The 20,414-nt window shown below is 34.5% G+C and carries 22 protein-coding genes; 5 read left to right on the top strand and 17 right to left on the bottom strand.

Going from position 1 to position 20,414, the window contains the following annotated elements:
- Positions 1-54: 54 nt before the first annotated feature.
- The 6 genes from EKH84_RS04065 to EKH84_RS04040 all read right to left on the bottom strand — a co-directional run bounded on the left by EKH84_RS04065 (position 55) and on the right by EKH84_RS04040 (position 6,721).
- The gene (locus EKH84_RS04065) at positions 55-1,170 is read right to left on the bottom strand and encodes a 4-hydroxybutyrate dehydrogenase (RefSeq protein WP_127065244.1); all 1,116 of its coding nucleotides are present in this window, start codon (positions 1,168-1,170) and stop codon (positions 55-57) included.
- Positions 1,171-1,426: 256 nt separating this feature from the next.
- A complete protein-coding gene (locus EKH84_RS04060; RefSeq protein ID WP_127065243.1) occupies positions 1,427-2,104 on the bottom strand; it encodes a glycerophosphodiester phosphodiesterase in 678 nt (225 codons plus the stop codon).
- Positions 2,105-2,153: 49 nt separating this feature from the next.
- Positions 2,154-3,587: an ABC transporter substrate-binding protein gene (locus EKH84_RS04055; protein ID WP_127065242.1), complete on the bottom strand. Its 1,434-nt coding sequence runs from the start codon at positions 3,585-3,587 to the stop codon at positions 2,154-2,156.
- A gap of 38 nt (positions 3,588-3,625) precedes the next feature.
- The gene (locus EKH84_RS04050; RefSeq protein WP_127065241.1) at positions 3,626-4,444 is read right to left on the bottom strand and encodes a carbohydrate ABC transporter permease; all 819 of its coding nucleotides are present in this window, start codon (positions 4,442-4,444) and stop codon (positions 3,626-3,628) included.
- Positions 4,441-5,379, bottom strand: coding sequence for a carbohydrate ABC transporter permease (locus EKH84_RS04045; RefSeq protein WP_127065240.1), 939 nt, complete (start codon positions 5,377-5,379; stop codon positions 4,441-4,443). The genes EKH84_RS04050 and EKH84_RS04045 overlap by 4 nt, the downstream gene beginning before the upstream one ends.
- Before the next feature lie 376 nt (positions 5,380-5,755).
- On the bottom strand, positions 5,756-6,721 hold the full coding sequence (locus EKH84_RS04040) for a helix-turn-helix transcriptional regulator (RefSeq protein ID WP_127065239.1): 966 nt from the start codon (positions 6,719-6,721) through the stop codon (positions 5,756-5,758).
- 331 nt (positions 6,722-7,052) lie between these two features.
- Between EKH84_RS04040 and EKH84_RS21875 the strand changes: the two genes are divergently transcribed.
- A complete protein-coding gene (locus tag EKH84_RS21875) occupies positions 7,053-7,634 on the top strand; it encodes a hypothetical protein (protein WP_190283478.1) in 582 nt (193 codons plus the stop codon).
- Positions 7,635-7,975: 341 nt separating this feature from the next.
- On the opposite strand, the gene EKH84_RS04030 is transcribed toward EKH84_RS21875, so the two are convergent.
- Positions 7,976-8,794, bottom strand: coding sequence for a nitroreductase family protein (locus tag EKH84_RS04030; protein ID WP_127065238.1), 819 nt, complete (start codon positions 8,792-8,794; stop codon positions 7,976-7,978).
- A 132-nt stretch (positions 8,795-8,926) separates the two neighbouring features.
- Between EKH84_RS04030 and EKH84_RS04025 the strand changes: the two genes are divergently transcribed.
- Entirely contained in the window at positions 8,927-9,265 is a 339-nt protein-coding gene (locus EKH84_RS04025; RefSeq protein ID WP_127065237.1) for a winged helix-turn-helix transcriptional regulator, read from the top strand.
- Positions 9,266-9,484: 219 nt separating this feature from the next.
- Here the strand turns inward: EKH84_RS04025 and EKH84_RS04020 are convergent, their stop codons facing one another.
- From EKH84_RS04020 to EKH84_RS03995, 6 genes are all read right to left on the bottom strand, one after another.
- Positions 9,485-9,682 carry a cold shock domain-containing protein gene (locus EKH84_RS04020; protein WP_127065236.1) on the bottom strand — a complete coding sequence of 66 codons (198 nt, stop codon included), beginning with the start codon at positions 9,680-9,682 and terminating at the stop codon, positions 9,485-9,487.
- Between the two features lie 353 nt (positions 9,683-10,035).
- The gene (locus EKH84_RS04015) at positions 10,036-10,890 is read right to left on the bottom strand and encodes a copper amine oxidase N-terminal domain-containing protein (RefSeq protein ID WP_127065235.1); all 855 of its coding nucleotides are present in this window, start codon (positions 10,888-10,890) and stop codon (positions 10,036-10,038) included.
- A gap of 83 nt (positions 10,891-10,973) precedes the next feature.
- On the bottom strand, positions 10,974-11,606 hold the full coding sequence (locus EKH84_RS04010; RefSeq protein ID WP_127065234.1) for a hypothetical protein: 633 nt from the start codon (positions 11,604-11,606) through the stop codon (positions 10,974-10,976).
- Entirely contained in the window at positions 11,596-12,249 is a 654-nt protein-coding gene (locus EKH84_RS04005; RefSeq protein ID WP_190283477.1) for an RNA polymerase sigma factor, read from the bottom strand. Before EKH84_RS04005 ends, EKH84_RS04010 begins: the two co-directional genes overlap by 11 nt.
- A 160-nt stretch (positions 12,250-12,409) precedes the next feature.
- Positions 12,410-13,147, bottom strand: a complete 738-nt coding sequence (locus EKH84_RS04000; RefSeq protein WP_127065233.1) for an alpha/beta hydrolase — start codon at positions 13,145-13,147, stop codon at positions 12,410-12,412.
- 5 nt (positions 13,148-13,152) lie between these two features.
- Entirely contained in the window at positions 13,153-13,956 is an 804-nt protein-coding gene (locus EKH84_RS03995) for a helix-turn-helix domain-containing protein (protein ID WP_127065232.1), read from the bottom strand.
- A 183-nt stretch (positions 13,957-14,139) separates the two neighbouring features.
- On the opposite strand from EKH84_RS03995, the gene EKH84_RS03990 reads away from it, so the two are divergent.
- Genes EKH84_RS03990 through EKH84_RS03980 form a run of 3 tightly spaced genes read left to right on the top strand, consistent with a single transcriptional unit; the run spans position 14,140 to position 17,153 of the window.
- Entirely contained in the window at positions 14,140-15,234 is a 1,095-nt protein-coding gene (locus EKH84_RS03990; RefSeq protein ID WP_127065231.1) for a FecCD family ABC transporter permease, read from the top strand.
- A gap of 9 nt (positions 15,235-15,243) precedes the next feature.
- Positions 15,244-16,014 (top strand): ABC transporter ATP-binding protein, encoded by a 771-nt coding sequence (locus EKH84_RS03985; RefSeq protein WP_127065230.1) that lies wholly within the window; start codon positions 15,244-15,246, stop codon positions 16,012-16,014.
- 53 nt (positions 16,015-16,067) lie between these two features.
- Positions 16,068-17,153 (top strand): ABC transporter substrate-binding protein, encoded by a 1,086-nt coding sequence (locus EKH84_RS03980; protein ID WP_127065229.1) that lies wholly within the window; start codon positions 16,068-16,070, stop codon positions 17,151-17,153.
- 216 nt (positions 17,154-17,369) lie between these two features.
- On the opposite strand, the gene EKH84_RS03975 is transcribed toward EKH84_RS03980, so the two are convergent.
- From EKH84_RS03975 to EKH84_RS03960, 4 genes are all read right to left on the bottom strand, one after another.
- Positions 17,370-17,567: a cold shock domain-containing protein gene (locus EKH84_RS03975; protein ID WP_013655218.1), complete on the bottom strand. Its 198-nt coding sequence runs from the start codon at positions 17,565-17,567 to the stop codon at positions 17,370-17,372.
- Positions 17,568-18,052: 485 nt separating this feature from the next.
- Positions 18,053-19,243 carry a HAMP domain-containing sensor histidine kinase gene (locus EKH84_RS03970; protein ID WP_127065228.1) on the bottom strand — a complete coding sequence of 397 codons (1,191 nt, stop codon included), beginning with the start codon at positions 19,241-19,243 and terminating at the stop codon, positions 18,053-18,055.
- Positions 19,236-19,919, bottom strand: a complete 684-nt coding sequence (locus EKH84_RS03965) for a response regulator transcription factor (protein ID WP_127065227.1) — start codon at positions 19,917-19,919, stop codon at positions 19,236-19,238. The genes EKH84_RS03970 and EKH84_RS03965 overlap by 8 nt, the downstream gene beginning before the upstream one ends.
- Positions 19,920-20,029: 110 nt before the next feature.
- On the bottom strand, positions 20,030-20,356 hold the full coding sequence (locus EKH84_RS03960; protein ID WP_127065226.1) for a hypothetical protein: 327 nt from the start codon (positions 20,354-20,356) through the stop codon (positions 20,030-20,032).
- Between the last annotated feature and the right edge of the window lie 58 nt (positions 20,357-20,414).

The raw sequence follows: 20,414 nt of genomic DNA, 5'->3' as shown, positions 1-20,414 counted from the left end.
ATAACCAAATCATATAATGTTCTCCCTTATATAATAGTTGTTTTAATGTCGTAGCTAGTATAGGCCTTTATAAATCGTTAATACATAGTTACTATCTAGTGGCACATAGTTATTGGCCATTAGTCTGCCTTGTTTGGTCATGACTGTTTCTGTGAATACTTCTAACTCCTCTTCTTTTACGCCGTATTCACGAAGTGACTTTTTAGGAATGATATGATTAAGGAGCTTTTCTATTTCTTCATAAACTTCTTCTGGCTGACAAGCTAGAATTTCTGCTAGGTAGTGATTGAGTCCTACAATGCTACCATTAGGATTGAGTATCTGATAAGTCTTATAAACACCTGTAAATATAGCATAGTTAGCTTCTCCATGAGGTACATGATATGCTGCTCCTAAAGGATAGCTCATGGCATGTACTGCCGCACAGCCAGCATTACCAAAAGCAATTCCTGCAAAGGTACTAGCTATTAATAAGTCACCTAATAAAGTCTTTCTTGCATCTTCTCCCTCTTTAGCTATGATTTTATAGGCTTCTAAAATGATTTTCATAGCCTTCAAAGAAAACATTTTGGTAAATTCATTGGCCTTTGGTGATGTGAAAGACTCAATGGCATGAATGAGTGCATCTATAGAACTAGTCGCAAAGAATTTAAAAGGTAAACCTTCTAATAATTCAGGTATCAAAACAGCCGTGTCCGCATAAAGTTCTTCTACTGCCAATCCCATCTTTGTATGCTTAGTGGTAAGTTCTAAAATAGATATATTGGTTACTTCACTTCCTGTGCCACAAGTAGTTGGCACTAGAATAAGCTGTTTAGTTTTAACAATCTCTAATTTTCCCTCATACAAATCTACTACAGGGGACACATTTTCAAGGGCAAATAGCTTTGCTATATCTAAAATAGTCCCTCCACCTATAGCAATTACTCGATTATAGCTTAGATCTTTAATATCTTTATAAATACCTTCTACCATTAGGTCTGTAGGCTCTCCACTCCCATATTTTCTGTAATTGATGACAGAAGCTCCTTCTACTTCTCCTGCAAAATAGTTTTCATAAGTGGCATTACTTACAAAAATCAAATCCCCTTTTCCTATCTTAAATGCTTCACAAAATCCTTTCACCTTTTCAAATTCACAAATCTTTGTTTTTAAATAGAACTGTTTCATCTTCCTCCATCCCCTTTGCTTATTAAATGTGTTTATAACCTAATACAAGGTAGTAAAAAAGTGACAATAACACATGGCTTTTATTGTCACTTAATCATTATTACTTATTTAATTTATTATAGCTTTATCAGCTAGTAATAGGATTAGTCTCTATAAACAAAATATAATTAATCCCTATGTGCTCAGCGCACAATCAAAGACTGTCAAAGGTGAAAGCTTATTTATTCTTCTCTATTTCCATAAGACACGTAGTATCTTACAAATACTTCTTCACACGGTCTGGATAATTACTAATAATCATATCCGCCCCTACTTCTACCATGTTTTGAATATCCTCTTCCTCATTTACTGTATACACATTTACCTTCATATACCTTTCATGGGCCGCCTCCACCATCTCTTTATTTACTGTACGATAATGTGGATGAAGTGCATCTGCCCCTACATATTTGCAATATTTTTCTGGCTGGACAAGGTTTTCTATATAAAGTAAACCGGTCATAATAGATGCCTCTATCTGCTTGCATTTCACCATGGATTGATGATTAAAGCTTGATAAGATGACACTCTGCTCCATACGATATTTTTTAATAATATCAATGACCTTTTCTTCTAGCTCCTTATATAAAACAATCCCATTTTTAAGCTCTAAATTAAGTACAATATGATTTAGCTTAGCTAAAATCATAAGTTGTTCTAAAGAAGGAATCCCCATATCCCGAAGCTCACTGCAAGTAAAATCCTTTACAAAACCAGAATTAGTTGTGGTTCTATCAACTGTTTCATCATGGATAAGTATAGGAATACCATCCTTTGAAAGCTGTACATCCGTCTCAATCCCATCACAGCCTAACTCAATAGCTCTTTCAAAAGCTCCCATTGTATTTTCTGGTTCATGCCCACTAGCACCCCTATGTGCCATATTAAAAATCATAACCATCTCTCCCTCTCATTTCTTTCCAGTAGGAGATTATATTCTACTGTTATTTCGTCTTATTATACTTCTCTATAGCTTTATTAATGGTACCTGCGCTATTTTCTACTGCTTGCTCAGCACTTATTTCATTATTGAGGAGTTTTTCAAGATTCTCTTCAATACAAGCTCTTGCTTCTGGGAATACAGCTAAAAGTGCTCCTGTAGAACCTGTACTAGCATGTAATTGATCAATAGCTGTTTTGAACTGTGGTTTTTCGTTTAAATGCTCTTCCATGGCTGGTAAATTATATGCTTCTGTAGTAATAGGGAAGTAGCCTGTTGCTTTAGACCATTCTACTTGTGCTTCTGGAGAAACCATATATTTGATAAACTCCCAGCTTGCTTTTGCCTTAGCATCGTCCTTTTTATCTAACATCCAAAGAGAACCACCACCTATGGACACGCCGCCTTTGTCACTAGCATTAATGCTTGGGAAGTAAGCTGTACCTAATTCAAATTTACCATCTATGCTACTTAATATGCCTGAAAGAGATGCTGTAGAACCTAAGAACATGCAAGAGTTACCAGAAGTAAAGGCTTCCTTATTCACGTCTCCATCACGGCCTAAATTAGCAATAACGCCTGAGTCTACTGCTTCCTTCCACTTGTTCATAATAGCAAGTCCACCGCTATTACTATCAAAGCTTACTGCTGTTGCACCATCTGTTCTACCATTACCATTATTAGCATACTCTAGCTGCTCTTTTACTAAGAATTGTTCAAAAAACCAACCATATACTTGAATATTGGCACCATATCTAGTTACCTTATCCCCATCTTTTTTAACAAGTGCCTTGGAAACTTCAATCATTTCATCAAGGTTAGTAGGGGCTTTCTCCGGATCGAGCCCTACTTCCTTGAAAGCATCTTTATTATAGTAAAGAATAGGGGTAGAACTATTAAATGGCATAGAGTAAAGTTCATTATTAATAGAGTAGTATGCTAAGATGTTTTGCTCTAATTTGCTCACATCATAGTTATCCTCATTAATCATATCTTGAATCTTATAAGCATAGCCACTATCAATCATCCATCTCGTTCCAATGTCATAAAGCTGCATAATATCAGGAGAAGCATCACCTATAGTAGCACTTTTAAGCTTATTAATGGCTTCATCATAAGAGCCTTGAAACTGTGCTTCTACCACAATTTCATTCTGAGAGGCATTGAACTGCTCAGTGAGTTTATTAATAGCTTCACCACCAGCACCTCCCATAGAGTGCCAGAATATTAGCTTAGTGGCATTAGCTGAAGCCACTGAAGCTGGCTGCGTAGTGGTTTGAGAAGAAGGACCAGCTTCATTAGCAGGTTTGCTGCCTGCATTATTAGCTCCTGTTTCTTCTGCTTCAATTGGACTGCAACCTACTGTGTTTGTTAATGCCCACATACATGCTATAGAGATCCCTACTATCTTCTTGAAATTCTTCTTTAAAATCTTCATTTCTTTCCTCCCCGTTTTGTTTAATCAAACTATATTTACTACCCTTTTATAGCTCCTGAAATCATGCCATCTACTAATCTCTTCTGGCCGATTACAAAAACAATAATAGAAGGGATAATAATCATTAAGGCTCCTGCCAAAATAACACCGTAGTTATTACCTTCTGAAAACTGCAACATACTAATGCCAATTTGAACTGTACGCCTATTGGGATTATTAATGGTTAAAAGTGGCCACATATATTGATTCCATGTATTAATGAACACATAAATCCCTAAGGATGCCATAACAGGCTTCGAAATAGGCACTAAAATAGTAGTTAAAAACTGAAAATGCCCACAGCCATCAATGACCGCTGCTTCATGTAAGTCTTTAGGAACAGTCAAGAAAAACTGCCTCACCATAAAGATGCCCATGCCAGAAGTCAAAAAAGGAATGATAAGTGCCTTTAAACTGTCGTTCCATCCTAATTGACTGACCGTTAAATAATTGGACACAATAATAACTTCACCCGGTATCATCACAGTTGCAAGCACAGCAATAAATAGAAGCTTTTTTCCCTTAAATTCAAAGAAAGAAAAGGCATAAGCAGCTAAACTACAAGTTAAGAGCTGCCCAAAGGTAACACAGATACCTACAAAAAGGCTGTTGGTCAAAAATCTACCAAAAGGCACCATGCTTAAGGCTAGTTGATAGTTATCCAGCCTTAACTGACTAGGTAACAGCCTTGGGGGAAACATAGAGATTTCTGCTGGTGTCATTAAGCTTAAAGAAAGTGCATACAAAATCGGTGCTATAATCAAAAGGCCTATAATGATACTTAAAAGGTTAAGTTGCCATTTCGTTTTTCTCATCATTTATAATGCACCCCTTTTTTCTCACAGGCGAACTGAGCCATGGTAATGACAAAAACAATAACAAATAAAATCATAGATTGTGCGCTAGCCATTTCGAATCTACCATTAAAGAAGGCATCACGGTAAATAGAATGCACCAGTACATTAGTAGAATCCCCAGGTCCACCTTGCGTCAGCAATTTAATTTGCCCAAAGGCTTGAAATGCACCTACTAGGTTCATAAAGAGTACAAAAAAGAGCTGTGGGGTAAGGAGCGGTAAGATAATATATCTTACTTTCTTTCTATAGCTAGCACCATCTATATTGGCACTTTCTATTAGCTCTTCCGGAATGGACTTAAGCCCTGTAAATAAGAAGATAAAATTAATACCAATACTTAACCAAACGGTTACCATTGCCACTGCGTAAATAGCATACTTAGGATCTGCTAGCCATTTAATATCTGAGTGAAGTACTGCATTCGCAATCCCATTAGTAGGATGAAAGATCATAATCCAGATTATTGCAGCTGGTGCTGAAGCAATGGCCATAGGCATAGAAAACATTAGTTCATAAGCTCTGCTGTATTTCAATTTATTGTGTGCCAAAAGGGCTAACCCAAGGCCAATGAGCATAGATGGAATAATAATAAGAAGTGCAAATTTAAAGGTGATGAGTAAACTATTAAAGAAGCTAGGTGAAGTAAATAATTCTAGAAAGTTCTCCATTCCTACGAACTCTACGGCCTCTCCTCTTCTATTAGTAAGGGTAAAGCTTAAATAAATCGTTTTAGCAAATGGGAAATACACAAAGACAGAAAATAAAATAAAACAAGGTAATAAGTACATATAGGGGACTACTCGATTATTTTTGAGCTTAGTATGCTTGACTTTCTCCTTAATGTCCTCTACGTTAACAACTGGTTCTGCCAAAGAAGGTTTTAATGCTTGTTCCACAATCAATAAGCTCCTTTCAGAAATAGTTTATAAAGTAAGATAGATATATAACTTATCTTTATTTTTCAAATTAAATGATAAACCTTTCATATTAAAGAGATATTGATTTTAGATTAAAATTAGTGTGCAAGTGTAAAATACTTGTTAAATAAAAAAACGAAATTATTAGTCGAATGGTTCCTATATAAAAGAAATACGGCGGCTTTGATTGTTATTTCAAAACCGCCGTTAGGCTATCTATATTCTGTTTGCACATGAAAATCCTGCCGCCAACGCAACGTCTTTTATTTACGTTGGGTAGCACGTATGTGCTTGCTTCATGTTCTATTTGATTGCTTGATTAGCGTCTGTATAGTGGATAGGCAATCGATTTTATTTACCTTCGTACAGGTCTGATATACTTAAAAAACCGTTCAGGATTATGATAAAAGTAAATTATCCTACCAGGGGAAGTATCAAAGCAATAACCAGTGTCTGTAAAATCAAAAGTTGCCATTGCCTTTTCAATCTTTTCTTCCACACTACAATTTTCCTGCTCATAATCGAATGGGCCATGTTCAAAAACAATATACTCAGCTTCGGGAACATCAATCATAAGCATTTGTGGCGGTATTTCGCCTTTATAATCAAGAGGAAGTCGTACACCATAACACTCTGTACGTGGAATACCCCAATCGCAGAGTCTGCCTTCCGGATCATTAATATATGCCATAATCTGACCACTGCTGCTATTAGGCTCACTCCCACCATCATCATCCAACTTACCTTTGATACTATCAAGTAAGCCGCAAATTGTTTCGCAGTCCTGTCCTGGAATAAGACTTTGCTTTTGCCAAAAATCCCAATACCCATTACTCTCATAATTTTTAATGTGCAAAAATTTGTGTGCGGGAATGGTTACAAAATAAATTTTAATACCATCTGCAGATTTCATCATACCAATCTCTCCCAATCCTAAAAAGTAGCGGTCGAAAGGGTTTATTTTTGTACGAAGAACGACAGGTTTAGGCTTTTTTCGGTATTCACTTGGAGTTACACCATATGTTGCCTTAAAGGCTCTGGTAAAAGCTTCATGTGATGAAAAACCATAATCAAAAGCAATATCTAAGAGGCTTTTTTCACTATCCCGAACCTCTTTTAATGCAAAGGCTAATTTTCTATGCCGTAGATAATCCCTAAATTGCATACCCGATATTTCTTTGAATTTTCTCGTTGTATAAAATTCAGAATAACCCAGCCTACGAGAAAGAAAGCGTAGTGTCAAGGCTTCGTCATTATAATTTTTAATACATTTGTCAATTTCATCAACGATTATTTGAATTTGCTTCTGCCACTCGTACATTCGTCTATTCACCTCGTTTCAATCACCCTACATTTATTATAAAGAAATCGAGAGATTACTACTTGACTTTACTTGCTATTATTTCATTTTCTCTTTTAAGTACTGCATCTTTGTAAACTGCATAGTACCACTCGATCATATTATATCTCATAAATATGACAGCATAAAGTCTAAATCTTTGAAAATGCCAGATTATACTCAGACCGTTAAACGACAAAGAAAAAGCAAGACAGCTTAGCTTTCGCTACATTGCCTTGCAATTATCTTTTTACTTTTCTTATCAGCCCCCCAGCTTTAAGTGTCATCGCTTAACCATTTTAGATTTTTTCTTATGATTTCTTCTTATTCTGCTGTTGCTGCTGCTCTTCTTGTTCTATCTCCTCTTCTTGCTCTTGTTGTATCTCCTGCTGTTGTATCTCCTGTTGCTGCTGTTCTTGTTGCTGCTCTTGTTGTTCCTGTTGTTGTATCTCCTGCTCTTGCTGCTGTTCTTGTTGCTGTATTTCCTGTTGTTGTTGCTGCTGCTGTTGTATCTCCTGTTGTTGCTGTTCCTGCTGCTGTATTTCCTGTTGTTGCTGTTCCTGCTGCTGTATTTCCTGTTGCTGCTGCTGCAGTTGTATCTCCTCTTCTTGCCGCTTCTGCTGTTGTATCTTCTTCAGTTGTTTCTGTTGGTGTTTATCCTGGTGTTGTATCTGCTGCTCTTTTATCTTATCTTGTTGTTCCTGTTGGTGTTTCTCCTGCTCTTGTGTCTGCTCTGGTATCTTATCTTGTTGGCCCTGCTGATGTATCTCCTGCTCCTGTATTTGTTCTTGTAGCTGTTCTTGTATTTGTTGATGTATCTGTTGTATCTGCTTTTGTATCTGTTTTTGTAGCTCCTGTTGTTGCACTTCAACTTCTATCGTTGCTGAACAATTAGCTATTTCTCTGCTGCTTGAACAGCCTACTAATGGCACTATCAGTAATGCTGCGATTATCCTACTCTTTTTCATTCACACGTCTTCCTTCCTTTATTGATCTAAGACTAGAATTAACTCTTCTCTCAGTTTAACCATCTCATCGCTACTATATCCTACTAATCAATCATATATCTCTTGATACCCTTGCTTTTTATGTAATTGAACTTCTTTTAACAAGTCATTTTGTACCCAGTATACTGTCCTTAATAAATAAAGCTGCCCCTATAGATTTGGCATAACTAAAAGAGCCTTGAAAATATCATAAGAGTGATATTTTCAAGGCTTTTCTTTGACCTATTAACTATTTCCATGTGATAGTAGCAGGTTTTCTAGGAACAGTTCGTGCATATTTCACTTTTGGATAACCTATAACCATACACGTTACAATTTGATCTGTCCCAGTAATACCCAAGAACTGAGGAATTGCTTTATTAGCTTCAGCTGCACGTGTGAAGAAACCACTGAAGAATGTACCTAGTCCTAAAGCATTTGTCATAAGTTCCATATTAGAAGACGCCAAAGAGGCATTAATCGGCGAGGAAGACACTGTTAAAATAATAGCAGGCGCGTTGAAGAAGAGGCTGTCATTTTGTTTAGGATCTTGTTTATAACTTTCAGACATATTAATCCACATCTGAGCATATCGCTTAATCAGTGGCGAAGCGCTTTCATCTGCAAGAGCATGTTGACCCATAGCCGATAAAGTATCAAAAGTCATAGCTTTTAAAGCATCTAAGTTGTCTTTAACTACAACATAAGAAACATTTTGTGCATTACCACCTGTTTGAGTAAATCTACCAGCTTCAATGATTTTTAGAAGTTTATCTGCTTCTACATCTTGTTTCTTGAACTGGCGAATAGTTCGTCTAAATTTAATAAAGTTAAGAAGGTGATCTGCATTAATGTTAAAGCTTTCCGCATCATAGTCTTTGACTTCATTCATATTGTATTCAGTAGTTGAAACAGCCTTTTGAGGGCAAATGGCAATACAATGACCGCATTTGAAACAAGTCTTGTTACTAGCTACAGCTTTTCCATCTACTAATGAGATATCTCTAGCAAAACAGTCCTTAATGCAAAGGCTACACCCTATACATTTTTCGGTATTTATGGTAATCATAATAAAATACTCCTTCTATTTTATAACTAGTTGTTATACTATTTTAAGTGGGATAAGTAGAGAGTACAAGTACGTTTATATATAATAGATACTATGCTCAAAGATAGTATGCTATCTATATAGGAGGAATCAATGAGTAAGTTAAAGAAAGACTATGTATATCCTTTAGATTTAGGGTTAGATTTAATAGGTGGAAAGTGGAAATTACGTATACTTTATCATCTAACCAGTGGAACAAAGAGATTTAGTGAGTTAAGGAAACTGTTAGAGGGCATTACAGAAGCAACACTTACCGTGCAGTTAAGAGAACTAGAAAGAGCTCACCTCATCGAACGTAAGATTTATCCAGAGGTGCCTCTAAAAGTAGAATATTCCTTATCCGAATATGGAATGGAATTGAAATCAGTATTAGCAGATTTATGTAAATGGTCTAAGAAATATGCCCGTGAGAATGAAATTAATATCCACTAATAAACTCATAAAGCAAAGGAACTATTACATGTGCAGATTAAAATCTGCTAGTGATAGCTCCTTTACCTTTCTAAGTCTACTTTCCTATAAATACTTTATGTATGTCTTATCAAATATCAACTTTATTCATCTTTCTTTGCTAAAATCAAATGCTTAACTCTTTTAGGCACAACAAAAAAGCAGAACTTTAGTTCTGCTTTCTAGATAATCCATTATGAATTATGCTTTTGTAACGTTCTCTGCTTGAGCGCCACGTGGACCTTTTGTAATCTCGAAGTTTACTGTTTGTCCTTCTTCTAGAGATTTAAATCCATCTCCTTGGATTGCTGAGAAATGTACGAATACGTCATCTCCATCTGCTCTTTCAATAAATCCGAATCCTTTTTCTGCGTTAAACCATTTAACTGTACCTGTCATGTGCGGTACCTCCTAATTAATTTGAATTTCTGTAATGGTTGCAAACAAAAAAATTCACATACTATTACAGATTACATTGAGTGGTGCATATAATCTCTAATAACATGTGAATTTCACTATTTTTAAAAGCTATAAACGACTACTTAATACTCTCTTAGTATATACCGAATTTCATAACTTGTCAACATAATATTTGAAAATATGTCTTTAAATACTACTTTTATTTTTATTCTTACAAATTCACTCATCATAGAACCCATTTCCATCCTTCACATAAAATAATCTCAAAGAAAAACGATATCATCCTCATATTCGTACGGTTAATATCGTTTTTCTTAGTTTCTGTAATTCTTCTAATAAGCTACATTAATTAAATTTTCTATTTCTTGCTTTAAAAGCCCTTCTGTTGCAGTGATGGAATAGGTCATTTGTCCTTTTTGCCAAGTAGCCACATATACCTTGTCATTATTTCCTTTTAATGTAACATTACTTCCACTTATAGTATCCACCACTACGCTATCATACACTGTGTAATCGCCACTAATATCCTCTGTACCCTGAGCTGCTCTATAAGAAATTTCAGCATCTCCTTTCTTCCATCTTATATCTACCGTATCATTACTAATATCAAATAGCTTACTTAGTTCATATCCTTCTGGTAACTTTTCTGGAATATTAAACTGAAATCCTACTGCATTTGCAAGCTCTTTTAATGAGTTATGTTCAGTATATGGGTTAGTTATCTGCTGAGTTCCTACTTCCTCTGCTGTCCTTTTGATAAATGTTGCTGTTCCTTCTGCTATTGAAACAGCGTTTTCAGCATTTCCTAAAAGAGCACGAAACATCTCAGCTGGAACATAAGTCTGTCCATTAACCATTGTAGGACCAACACCAAAGCGTTCAGGTGCAGTCGTACCTATTGCTACTGAACTACTTGCGTAATAGAGATCTAGACCTAATGTTAGTGTCGTATTCATCTTACCATCATCTAAAGTAATTGTATGATCTTTGCCATTCCACTCCAGCTCAAAACCTAATTTTTCAGCCACCTCACGCAAAGGTATCATTTCACATCCTTCTATCGTTTTTGTCTTCATAGAAATAGTGTTGTTAGTTTGTCCTAACCCAGTCTTGTCAGAAATAGCTTCGCCTAGAACCGCCCCTGTCATAATAAATCCCATTATACATGCTATAAATGCCTTTTTCATAACTTATTACATCCTTTCTTTTATAAATGTCTTCTCATACTAAATACAATTGATTTCATCCTAATGTTGCATTGTTATTAAAATTAATTTTTATTATATAGCTCTACACTTGTAGCTATTTGAAGCAGTTCATCACTACTTAGCGGCTTAGAGCTTTGAAGCGCAAAGCTATACTCATCCTCTACCCAAGTAATTAAACTATATTCTCCACTTTCTCCTTTTAGGGTATACTCTGTATGTCCTATAGTGCTATTTTTTATATCACTATACACCGTGTACACGCCGCTAATATCTTGCCCATTATTTATTCCTATTCGGTAATTTAATTCCTCTACTCCATCTGAGTAAACTATTTCTGCTACACTTTCAAATAAGTCATTGCATTCTACCACTTTAAACTCTGGAGAGACATTAGGCACTTTAAGCTGAAATTTCATTTTTTCCGAAAGTTCCTCTACTGTTTTAACACTCGTGATTGAGTAATTTTCTTCAAGTGGAGGGGTATCGATTTTAGATAATTTCAAGTGAAGTCCTAATATACAAACAGTAAAACAAGCAACCATAGTTCCTATCTGTAGGTATTTTCTTAGAGATGTTTTTGAATGTGAAAAAGCTTCTTCTTCAATGGACAACTGCTGTAAATTACTTTCTAAACGTTGCTCCAATTCTTCCGAAACCTTGATTTTATCCATAATTTCCTTATATTTAGTCCTCAAAGTCATAGTCCTCCTTTAAAATTTCCTTTAGACGCTTTCTTGCACGATATAACATCGAACGAACTGTGACTTCTTTCTTCTCTAATAACTTGGATATTTCAGCTGTTGTATAATCTTCCTCATAAAACAAATGAATCACCTCTCTATACTGAATAGGCAATTGACTAACCGCTTCCCATACATAACTTAATTCTTCACTTAATGGCGCTGGAAATTCTTCTTTCGTAAGAGGCTGTGTCTTCTTAAACCAAGCAGACTTCAACTTATTTTTACTCAAATTAATAGCCACCTTTAAAAGCCATGCCTTCTCATGTTCCGTACTTACAAAAGCTGGTTTATATCTGAGCAGCTGAATAAGGGTGTCTTGTAAAATGTCTTCTGCATCACTCATACTTCGTAAATAAGAGTAACTTACACGTAGAATACTATCCCCATATGATTTGATTATCCTGGAAAGTTCAGGTGTTTCTTGATTCTGAGACCCCAAAGTAGCCTCTCTATGCTCTGTATAACTCGAATCTGACTCCATCAAAGACTTTTCTTTAATGAACTTCGTTCCCATACTCAATACTTTATAAATCCATAGTTTGATATCTTGCAAATAAATTAATCCTTCTTCGACTATATCCACTCTTCCTATCATATGTTTATCTCCTATTAAGTCGTTTATGTTCTTTCCAACAGCCACATCTATTATACAAGTTAGCCAGTTAAATTGTTGCATACCTATAAAAATAAATCCTTTTTTAGCTGATTTTATTGATATGAAAAGAACCTCCACATAAATGGAGGTTCTTTTCATATCAATCTTTTCTTAAGAGAAACGCTAAGGCGATTCTATGTCTATTTAATAAATTCTCATGATGATCATACTCATCCCATACGAGCTCTACATTTTCTTCTCCAATACGCTCCCTCATGATCTCATAGGACATAACAGAAAACTTTGGTGTATCCTTCTGAATAGTAATCTTTCCATTGCCTTCCTTTTTCCCCGCAATCATCATCAGTTTAAAGTTCTCATTAATTAAATCCTCTTCTCTAATAAACTGAATCCAATTATGATACCATTGAGAAGCACATATGCTTGCTATTTTACCATAATGATTATTTTTGAAAACGGAATAGATAGAAATCAAAGCCCCAAGTGAATGGCCCATGATTTTCCTACCCTCTTTACGACTACTTACTCTAAATTCTCTTTCTATGTAATCTTGTAAATCACCACTTAGAAACTCTAAATAATCATCCCCTTGTCCCTCAAAATCATGAAATCTCTCATGATTAGACTTTGCAGCCCATGGGGTGTACTCATTTAGTCTGTCAAAAGGTGTAATGCCAACTATTATATGTTCTTCTAAATTTCCGCTGGTGAAACCTTCTTCTATTTCATCAATGATTCCTTTTAAAAACCTAATCAATTTATCACCATCATGGGCATAAACTACAGGATATGTTTTATCTGATGTATCATATCCCTCTGGTAAATAAATATAAATTTCTCTATTATCAACTGTTCTTGTTAAAATACTTCCTTTCATCTCTCCTATCCTTTCTTCAATTTACTTGGAGTAACACCAAAGCTTTTTTTAAATAGCCTACTAAAATAAAACTCATCATTATAACCAATTTTTTTAGAAACTTCTTTCACTGAAAAACCTTCATTTAATAATCTGCTTGCCGCAGCCATTCTACACTTAATTAAATAATCTATTGGACGTATATTTAAATATTTATTGAATAAATAGGATATTCTATTAGATTTCTCCGCATATCTTTCTGAAAGTGTACTTAATGTAATTGGCTGCATATAGTTTTCCGCAATAAATTTACTCACCTCTAAAGTAAACTCTTTTTCACTTAATTCCTTTTTGTAATTGTAATCTGTAAAAAGTTCTCTTAAAAATAAAGAGGTTTGTATCTGAAGATTTACTTTTGACATTAATTGATGCCTTGAAGATATCTCCATAAGCTCATCTAAAGATTTTAGTATCTCACCATAATTACCTATCTTAAACTCGAAGGTTGAATTCATATATGAAGCAGGAGCTAGATATTCATCTGCTATATAATAGATATTGATATGTTCAAACTCTTCATCGCCCATGACCTTAAAGGATAATTGTTTATTCTTACAGCCATGAATGACCTTACCTGGCTCTGCCATAAAAACTTCATTATCAAACTCGACTTTAGCCTTTCCTTTAATAGGAAAAATAAACGCAGAAAGATTGGTCATGTAACTATTTTTAGTATATGTAGACCCCTTCGTAAATCTTTCTATTCTAAAAACTTCAAAGGTATTTTTTCTAAACTCCTCTATCAACTCACTTTTCTTAACATTCTTCAAATAAACAAGCTCCTTTCAACTACATTTAATGGTATTTAAATAATTGTCCATGTTTTTGTTTTAGTATATTCTACTGCTATTTTTTCTGTGCTATAATTTCCTTTGAAATTGATAATGATTATCAAAATATCCGTAATATAAGCTTACATTATTTTTAGTAATTGTTCAAGAAAGGATCTAAATATGCAAGACATTTTAAATACTTCTTATGAGAAAAGTCAGAAGCTCCAAAAATCCTTTAATTTATTTATATTGGGTCTGATTATACTACTGATTGTTTCTGTGATTTTATCAGTATCTTTTGGCTCACTCAGACTAAAACCTTCTGTATCCTATAGCATCATATTAAATAAGTTATTTGGCTTATCCTTAGGGGATCCTTCCCAGGTCAATAATCTATCAACTTATAATGTTGTTTGGTTAATTAGAATGCCTAGAGTTCTACTTGCCATTGCTGTTGGAGCTGGACTGGCTATATGTGGAACCATCATGCAGGCAACCGTTCAAAATCCCCTGGCTGAACCCTATATTTTAGGAATTTCTTCCGGTGCATCCCTAGGGGCAACCTTCTCTATCATGTTAGGATTAGGCTCTTTTAGCCTCTTTTCAGTTAGTAGTGTATCCTTTTGGGCATTTCTAGGTGCTTTAGGTGCTTCTGTTCTAGTTCTATTGTTATCCTCAATGGGAAGTAAGATATCCTCTGCTAAATTGGTCCTATCTGGAACTGTAGTTAGTGCTTTATGTACCTCTTTATCCAATTTCATCATGTCTATTGCTAGTAACGCTGAGGGCATGCAAAGCGTAAAATTTTGGACAATGGGTTCTTTAGCAGCAGCTAAATGGCAGAATATAGGCTTTGTCTTTTTAGTTGTAACTTTATTTTGTGTATTCTTCTTAACTCAGGGAAGGACATTAAATTTAATGTTAATGGGTGATGAAGCCTCTATGACTTTAGGCCTTAATTTAAGTCTTTACAGAAGAATCTACATGATTATTACTTCCTTATTAACAGGTATCTTGGTTGCTAACTGCGGTATTATCGGCTTTGTGGGATTAATAATCCCTCATATTTCAAGATCTATAGTTGGATCTGATCATAAAAGACTTGTACCAACTTCGATACTTTTAGGGGCTATATTCTTAATTTGGGCTGATGTTTTTGCCAGAATAGCTATACCTAATGCAGAATTATCTATTGGTATTATCACTGGTTTAGTTGGCGCTCCATTCTTTGTTTATATTCTATTAAGAAAGGGCTTCGGATATGGAGACAAGTAGGTGAGTTTAATGGATTTAAAAGTTAAAAAATTAAAGGTTACTTTATCTCAAAAAGAAATTGTTAAAGGTATTGATTTAGCCATTACTAATAACAAATTTATCGGGCTAATAGGCCCAAATGGAAGTGGTAAATCTACATTATTAAAGGCTATATACGGCGTTATAAAACCAAGCTTTGGAGAGGTCTTTATATCTGATAAAAATATGAAGGATTATAATAAGAAATCTCTTGCCAAAACCCTTGGCGTCGTTAGCCAATTTAATCATATTAACTTTGATTTTAAAGTGATAGATATCGTATTAATGGGGAGAGCTCCTTATAAGGGATTGTTAGAGCAAGATAACAAAAATGATTACGATCTAGCACTTAAAGTCTTAGCTCAAGTTGGCATGCTAGACTTTGCTCAAAAAAGCTTTAGTTTACTATCTGGTGGTGAGAAGCAAAGAGTGATATTGGCTAGAGCCATAACCCAAAATCCTAAAATATTGATTTTAGATGAACCTACTAATCACCTAGATATAAAGTATCAACTAGAGGTTATGTCCATTGTTAAAAACTTAAACATATGCGTTTTAGCAGCTTTACATGACCTAACATTAGCTGCTCAGTTTTGTGATGAGCTCTATGTCTTAAAAGAGGGCAGCATTGTATACCAAGGTGCTCCAAATGAAATTATAACCGAAGAAATGATTAAAAAAGTTTATGATGTTGACTCTCATATTTATATCAATCCGATCACTAATAAACTTTCAATTGAGTACTTACCACCAACTTTGTAATGAAGAAAAATGAATAACCATACTATAAATTCAAAATTAAAAGGAGAACGATTATGAATAAAAAATTTATGCTTTTACTTACAGCCTTAACACTAGCTACAACAGCCCTTGTAGGATGTGGCACTCAAGCTCAAGCTCAAACTGAAACTTCAACTGAAACTCAAGCTCAGGCCGAAACTCCAAGTACATCATCAAAGCAAGAGCCATCACCTACCGTGGCAGAAGTATCGGATAATCAAACAGCTTATCCAGTGACCTTTGAGGCTTTTGATTCTGAAGGCAATGTATACCCACAAACATTTAATGAAGCACCAAAGAAGGTCATTACTAATAACCAAACTTCAACTGAATTACTTTTAACCTTAGGCTTAAAGGATTCTATCATTGGAACTGGTGATTTAGACACGCCTATCCCAGAAGAGCTAAAAGCTGATTATGAAGCTATACCTGCAATTGCTAACAAAGGTGATGTGGCTAAAGAAGTGGTTGTTGGTTCTGGTGCAGATTTAGTAATCGGCAGGGCTGCTTCATTTAAAGATGATAGATATGGCTTAATCCCTAGCTTAAATGAAGTTGGCATTAATACTTATGTTCAATTAGCAAGTAAAATGAATACTGATATCTCCCTAGATACGATTATTCAAGATGTTAGAAATGTAGGCGTTATATTCGATGTTCAAGATAAAGCTAATACATTAGCTGACTCCTTGAAGGCTTCCTTCGAGGATATTAAATCAAAGGTTCCAACTACTGGTGAAAGAAAAAAAGTGATGTTAATAGTTAATTATAACGGTGAATCCTTTACTGCTTATGGTGCTAATGCTTCATTACAATCAGAAATGTTAAATGTATTAAATGCAGATAATGTTATTGAAAAAGGTGGCTCTATCTCTCTAGAAAATATCATTTCTACTAATCCTGATCACATTGTTTATGTAACAGCGAACAAAAATGCCTCTGTAGATGGTGATGCCGTAGATAGAATATTAGCAGAACCTACTCTTCAAGATGTTGAAGCTATTAAAAATAAAAACATTACCTCTGTTGAGTATACTGAACTTATGGGCTATGGCTATAGAACCTTCGATTGTCTAGAAAAATTAGCTGAAGCTTTTTATCCAGAAGTATTTAAGAACTAATAAAAAAGCAAATGAGCTATCACTAGCAGATTTTAATCTGCACATGTGATAGCTCATTTACCTTTCTAAGTCTACTTGCCTATAAATACTTTATGTATGTATTATCAAATATCAACTTTGTTCATCTTTCTTTGCTAGAAGTCGAATGATTTTCTCTTTTAAACATAACAAAAAAAGCAGAACCTTAGTTCTGCTTTCTAGATAATCCATTATGAATTATGCTCTTGTAACGTTCTCTGCTTGAGCGCCACGAGGACCTTTTGTAATATCGAAGTTTACTGCTTGTCCTTCTTCGAGAGATTTAAATCCATCTCCTTGGATTGCTGAGAAATGTACGAATACATCATCTCCACCTTCTCTTGAAATAAATCCAAATCCTTTTTCTGCATTAAACCATTTAACTGTACCTGTCATGTGAGGTACCTCCTAATTAATATAAATTTCTGTAATGGTTGCAAACAAAAATTCACATACTATTACAGATTACATTGAGTGGTGCATATAATCTCTAATAACATGTGAATTTCACTATCTTTTAAAGGTATAAACAACAACTTAATTCTTTTTCAGTATACATCACATTTCACAACTTGTCAATATAATATTAAAAAATGTATTTATAAACATTATTTTTTAAAAAGTATTATCATTCTAACACTCTGACTCATCATGCACTCTCATGGGCACCATAGGATTTCAAAAAATGATGTTTTATAAAACGTTTGCTACTTCGTGGATTTAGTATAGCTGCAAAAGCCTTGAAAATGTCTATAAGATCGATATTTTCAAGGCTCTCTCTTTATTTATTAGTCATTATAACTGAGCTAAACTTTGCTCAATGTCTTCAATACTATCAAGTGCGTTCTCAAACCCTACTGAGAATTTAGTTTTTATAACTATTATAAATGTATAGGTAACCTAATACTCACCCGTGTTCCCTCATTTACTCTACTTTCCACTCTAATTTCTCCTCCATGAATAGCAACTGTAGACTGAGTTAAGGATAATCCTAGCCCTAATCCACTGTTTGTATCTACATTAAACTTATCCATTCTATAAAAAGGCTCAAAGATACGATTCATCTCTTCTTCTCTCATCCCCTTACCTGTGTCTTGAATCTGAATTTCTATGATATCCTTAGTCTCAATACTTTGAATATCAACTTGTCCACATGGAAAATTATATTTTATCCCATTTTCTACAACATTATAAATAGCTCTGTAAAGCAGTATCTCATTCCCCTTAATCAAAGAGTGCCTGCCTGAGGTATGGTAATCTAATGTAATATCTTTTTCCTTAGCAATGACCATCAGATCCTCTAATACATCTTCTATAATTTGATTAATATCCACTTCATCATCTAAAGGTGCATTTTCTTGTCTTACCAAATCTAACATAGTTTCAATCATACTATTTAGCTTATATACTGACTCCCGTACAATCTCTATAGTTTCCTGATACATTTCTACAGTTTTTTCTTCATACTCATTTAATACATCTATGTTGGTCTTCATAACAGTAAGTGGCGTTTTAAGTTCATGCGCTATACTGGCATTAAATCGTTTTTGAGAAGTAAACGCATGATTTAGTTTTGCTAGCATTTGATTGAAAGAAATCGTCAACTCCTTGATTTCATCTTGTGGTCCCTCTACTTCAAGATGGGATAGTAAGTTATTTTCATTAATACTTTTTACATTATCACTTAGGTCTTTGATAGGACTTAATGCTCTATCAGCAACAAAGTATGCACTTATCCCTCCTAAGAAAATGATGATGATTAATGTTATAATTGAGGTAGTATAAATGTTAGAAACAGCTGTTGTCATAGCTATTTCAAACTGCCCTGGAGATATAACTTTAGCTTCATTACTATGAATAGAACTAGACTGATTTTGTATCTCAGTCAGTGCTTCATCAAAAATACTTATAGCGAAGTCACCACTCTCTCCTGCAATTGTAGAAGGTGCCATGGGAATATTTCTTCCAATATCTATATTTATAGCAAGGGTAATAGCTACACTCGATAGAACAATGAGAAAAATGGTTAAAAGAGTAAATCGCCACTTTAGTGTAATTTTTATCTTATTCATCTCCACCACCTACAAATAAATATCCCACACCTTTTAGGGTGGTAATGATATTATCTTTACCTGTCGCATTGACTAATTTTTTTCTAAGTGAATAAATATGTACTCTAATCACTTTTGAAAAGGGATCTGAATGCTCATCCCAAACATGTTCAAAAAGCTCCTCGCTACTCACAGCTCTTCCTTTATTTTCAATTAGGTATTTTAAGATCCCATATTCTTTTAAAGTGAGGGGAATATCTCTTTCTTTATAAGTCACTTTAAGCGTAGATAAATTAATTTCAATCCCCGACTCTTGAAGAATATTGGGTTGACTAACAAATTTCCTACGTAATAAGCTGCGTATTCTAGCCTTGAGTTCTTGAAAATCAAAAGGTTTAACCAAATAATCGTTGGCTCCTAAATCCAATCCCTTAATACGGTCTTCAATCTCTCTATTAGCTGATATAATAATCACTCTTGTATCTATATCCTCTTTTCTCAAATTCCTTAATATAGAAAGTCCATCTATCCCAGGTAAATTAATATCTAGTACCACCAAATCATAACTGTTAAGCTCTAGATATTCCATAGCTTCATTACCATCTGATACAATATCCACAGCATAACCTTCTTTTTTAAGTCCTTTTTGGAGGGCTTCTAATATACTTATTTCATCTTCTATAATTAATAGCCTCATAGCAACCTCCTTATTCTTTACTTTATAAAAAATGCTAGTTATATTAATTATTATACTTTCTCACAATTAATATAACTAGCATTTGAATGTCATACCTATCTTCTATCCTATTATTCAACTTCTTGAGCTGGTACACTCTCAGTAGCGACTATTATCTCAATCTCTCCATTTGCTATTGCTTTTAAAAGCTCCTCATCTTCACTCTCAATTTCCACTTCGCCGACTTTTTGAACTGGTACACTCTTAGTAGTGTCTACACTGATCTCAACTTCTCCATTCTCTATTGCTTTTAAAAGTTCCTTATCTTGACTCTCGATTTCCACTCCGTCAACTATAACACTTTTATAATCTGCCGCTTTCTCTGATGCAAATACAGAACCTCCACCAATTGCTAAAACTGCTGCTATTGCTAATGTACCTATTTGAATTTTCTTCATTTTATTTTCTCCTTTATATTATGTATTTGATGTACTTCCTAAGCACATGCTTATAATA

It is taken from the genome of Cellulosilyticum sp. WCF-2 (assembly GCF_003990395.1).
GTDB lineage: Bacteria > Bacillota > Clostridia > Lachnospirales > Cellulosilyticaceae > Cellulosilyticum > Cellulosilyticum lentocellum.
The sequence above is the reverse complement of the archived record's forward strand: the minus strand, read 5'-3'. Positions and strand labels throughout refer to the sequence as shown.

What these genes read in the sequence shown, in the direction of transcription:
- EKH84_RS04040 (WP_127065239.1), bottom strand. Translation starts at nt 6,721, where the DNA reads ATGTACGAGTGGCAGAAGCAAATTCAAATAATCGTTGATGAAATTGAC.
- EKH84_RS04000 (WP_127065233.1), bottom strand. Translation starts at nt 13,147, where the DNA reads ATGAAAGGAAGTATTTTAACAAGAACAGTTGATAATAGAGAAATTTAT.
- EKH84_RS04005 (WP_190283477.1), bottom strand. Translation starts at nt 12,249, where the DNA reads ATGATAGGAAGAGTGGATATAGTCGAAGAAGGATTAATTTATTTGCAA.
- EKH84_RS03985 (WP_127065230.1), top strand. Translation starts at nt 15,244, where the DNA reads ATGGATTTAAAAGTTAAAAAATTAAAGGTTACTTTATCTCAAAAAGAA.
- EKH84_RS04065 (WP_127065244.1), bottom strand. Translation starts at nt 1,170, where the DNA reads ATGAAACAGTTCTATTTAAAAACAAAGATTTGTGAATTTGAAAAGGTG.
- EKH84_RS03980 (WP_127065229.1), top strand. Translation starts at nt 16,068, where the DNA reads ATGAATAAAAAATTTATGCTTTTACTTACAGCCTTAACACTAGCTACA.
- EKH84_RS21875 (WP_190283478.1), top strand. Translation starts at nt 7,053, where the DNA reads ATGATTTCTTCTTATTCTGCTGTTGCTGCTGCTCTTCTTGTTCTATCT.
- EKH84_RS04030 (WP_127065238.1), bottom strand. Translation starts at nt 8,794, where the DNA reads ATGATTACCATAAATACCGAAAAATGTATAGGGTGTAGCCTTTGCATT.
- EKH84_RS04060 (WP_127065243.1), bottom strand. Translation starts at nt 2,104, where the DNA reads ATGATTTTTAATATGGCACATAGGGGTGCTAGTGGGCATGAACCAGAA.
- EKH84_RS04015 (WP_127065235.1), bottom strand. Translation starts at nt 10,890, where the DNA reads ATGAAAAAGGCATTTATAGCATGTATAATGGGATTTATTATGACAGGG.
- EKH84_RS03960 (WP_127065226.1), bottom strand. Translation starts at nt 20,356, where the DNA reads ATGAAGAAAATTCAAATAGGTACATTAGCAATAGCAGCAGTTTTAGCA.
- EKH84_RS04050 (WP_127065241.1), bottom strand. Translation starts at nt 4,444, where the DNA reads ATGATGAGAAAAACGAAATGGCAACTTAACCTTTTAAGTATCATTATA.
- EKH84_RS03965 (WP_127065227.1), bottom strand. Translation starts at nt 19,919, where the DNA reads ATGAGGCTATTAATTATAGAAGATGAAATAAGTATATTAGAAGCCCTC.
- EKH84_RS03970 (WP_127065228.1), bottom strand. Translation starts at nt 19,243, where the DNA reads ATGAATAAGATAAAAATTACACTAAAGTGGCGATTTACTCTTTTAACC.
- EKH84_RS04055 (WP_127065242.1), bottom strand. Translation starts at nt 3,587, where the DNA reads ATGAAGATTTTAAAGAAGAATTTCAAGAAGATAGTAGGGATCTCTATA.
- EKH84_RS04020 (WP_127065236.1), bottom strand. Translation starts at nt 9,682, where the DNA reads ATGACAGGTACAGTTAAATGGTTTAACGCAGAAAAAGGATTCGGATTT.
- EKH84_RS03990 (WP_127065231.1), top strand. Translation starts at nt 14,140, where the DNA reads ATGCAAGACATTTTAAATACTTCTTATGAGAAAAGTCAGAAGCTCCAA.
- EKH84_RS03975 (WP_013655218.1), bottom strand. Translation starts at nt 17,567, where the DNA reads ATGACAGGTACAGTTAAATGGTTTAATGCAGAAAAAGGATTTGGATTT.
- EKH84_RS04025 (WP_127065237.1), top strand. Translation starts at nt 8,927, where the DNA reads ATGAGTAAGTTAAAGAAAGACTATGTATATCCTTTAGATTTAGGGTTA.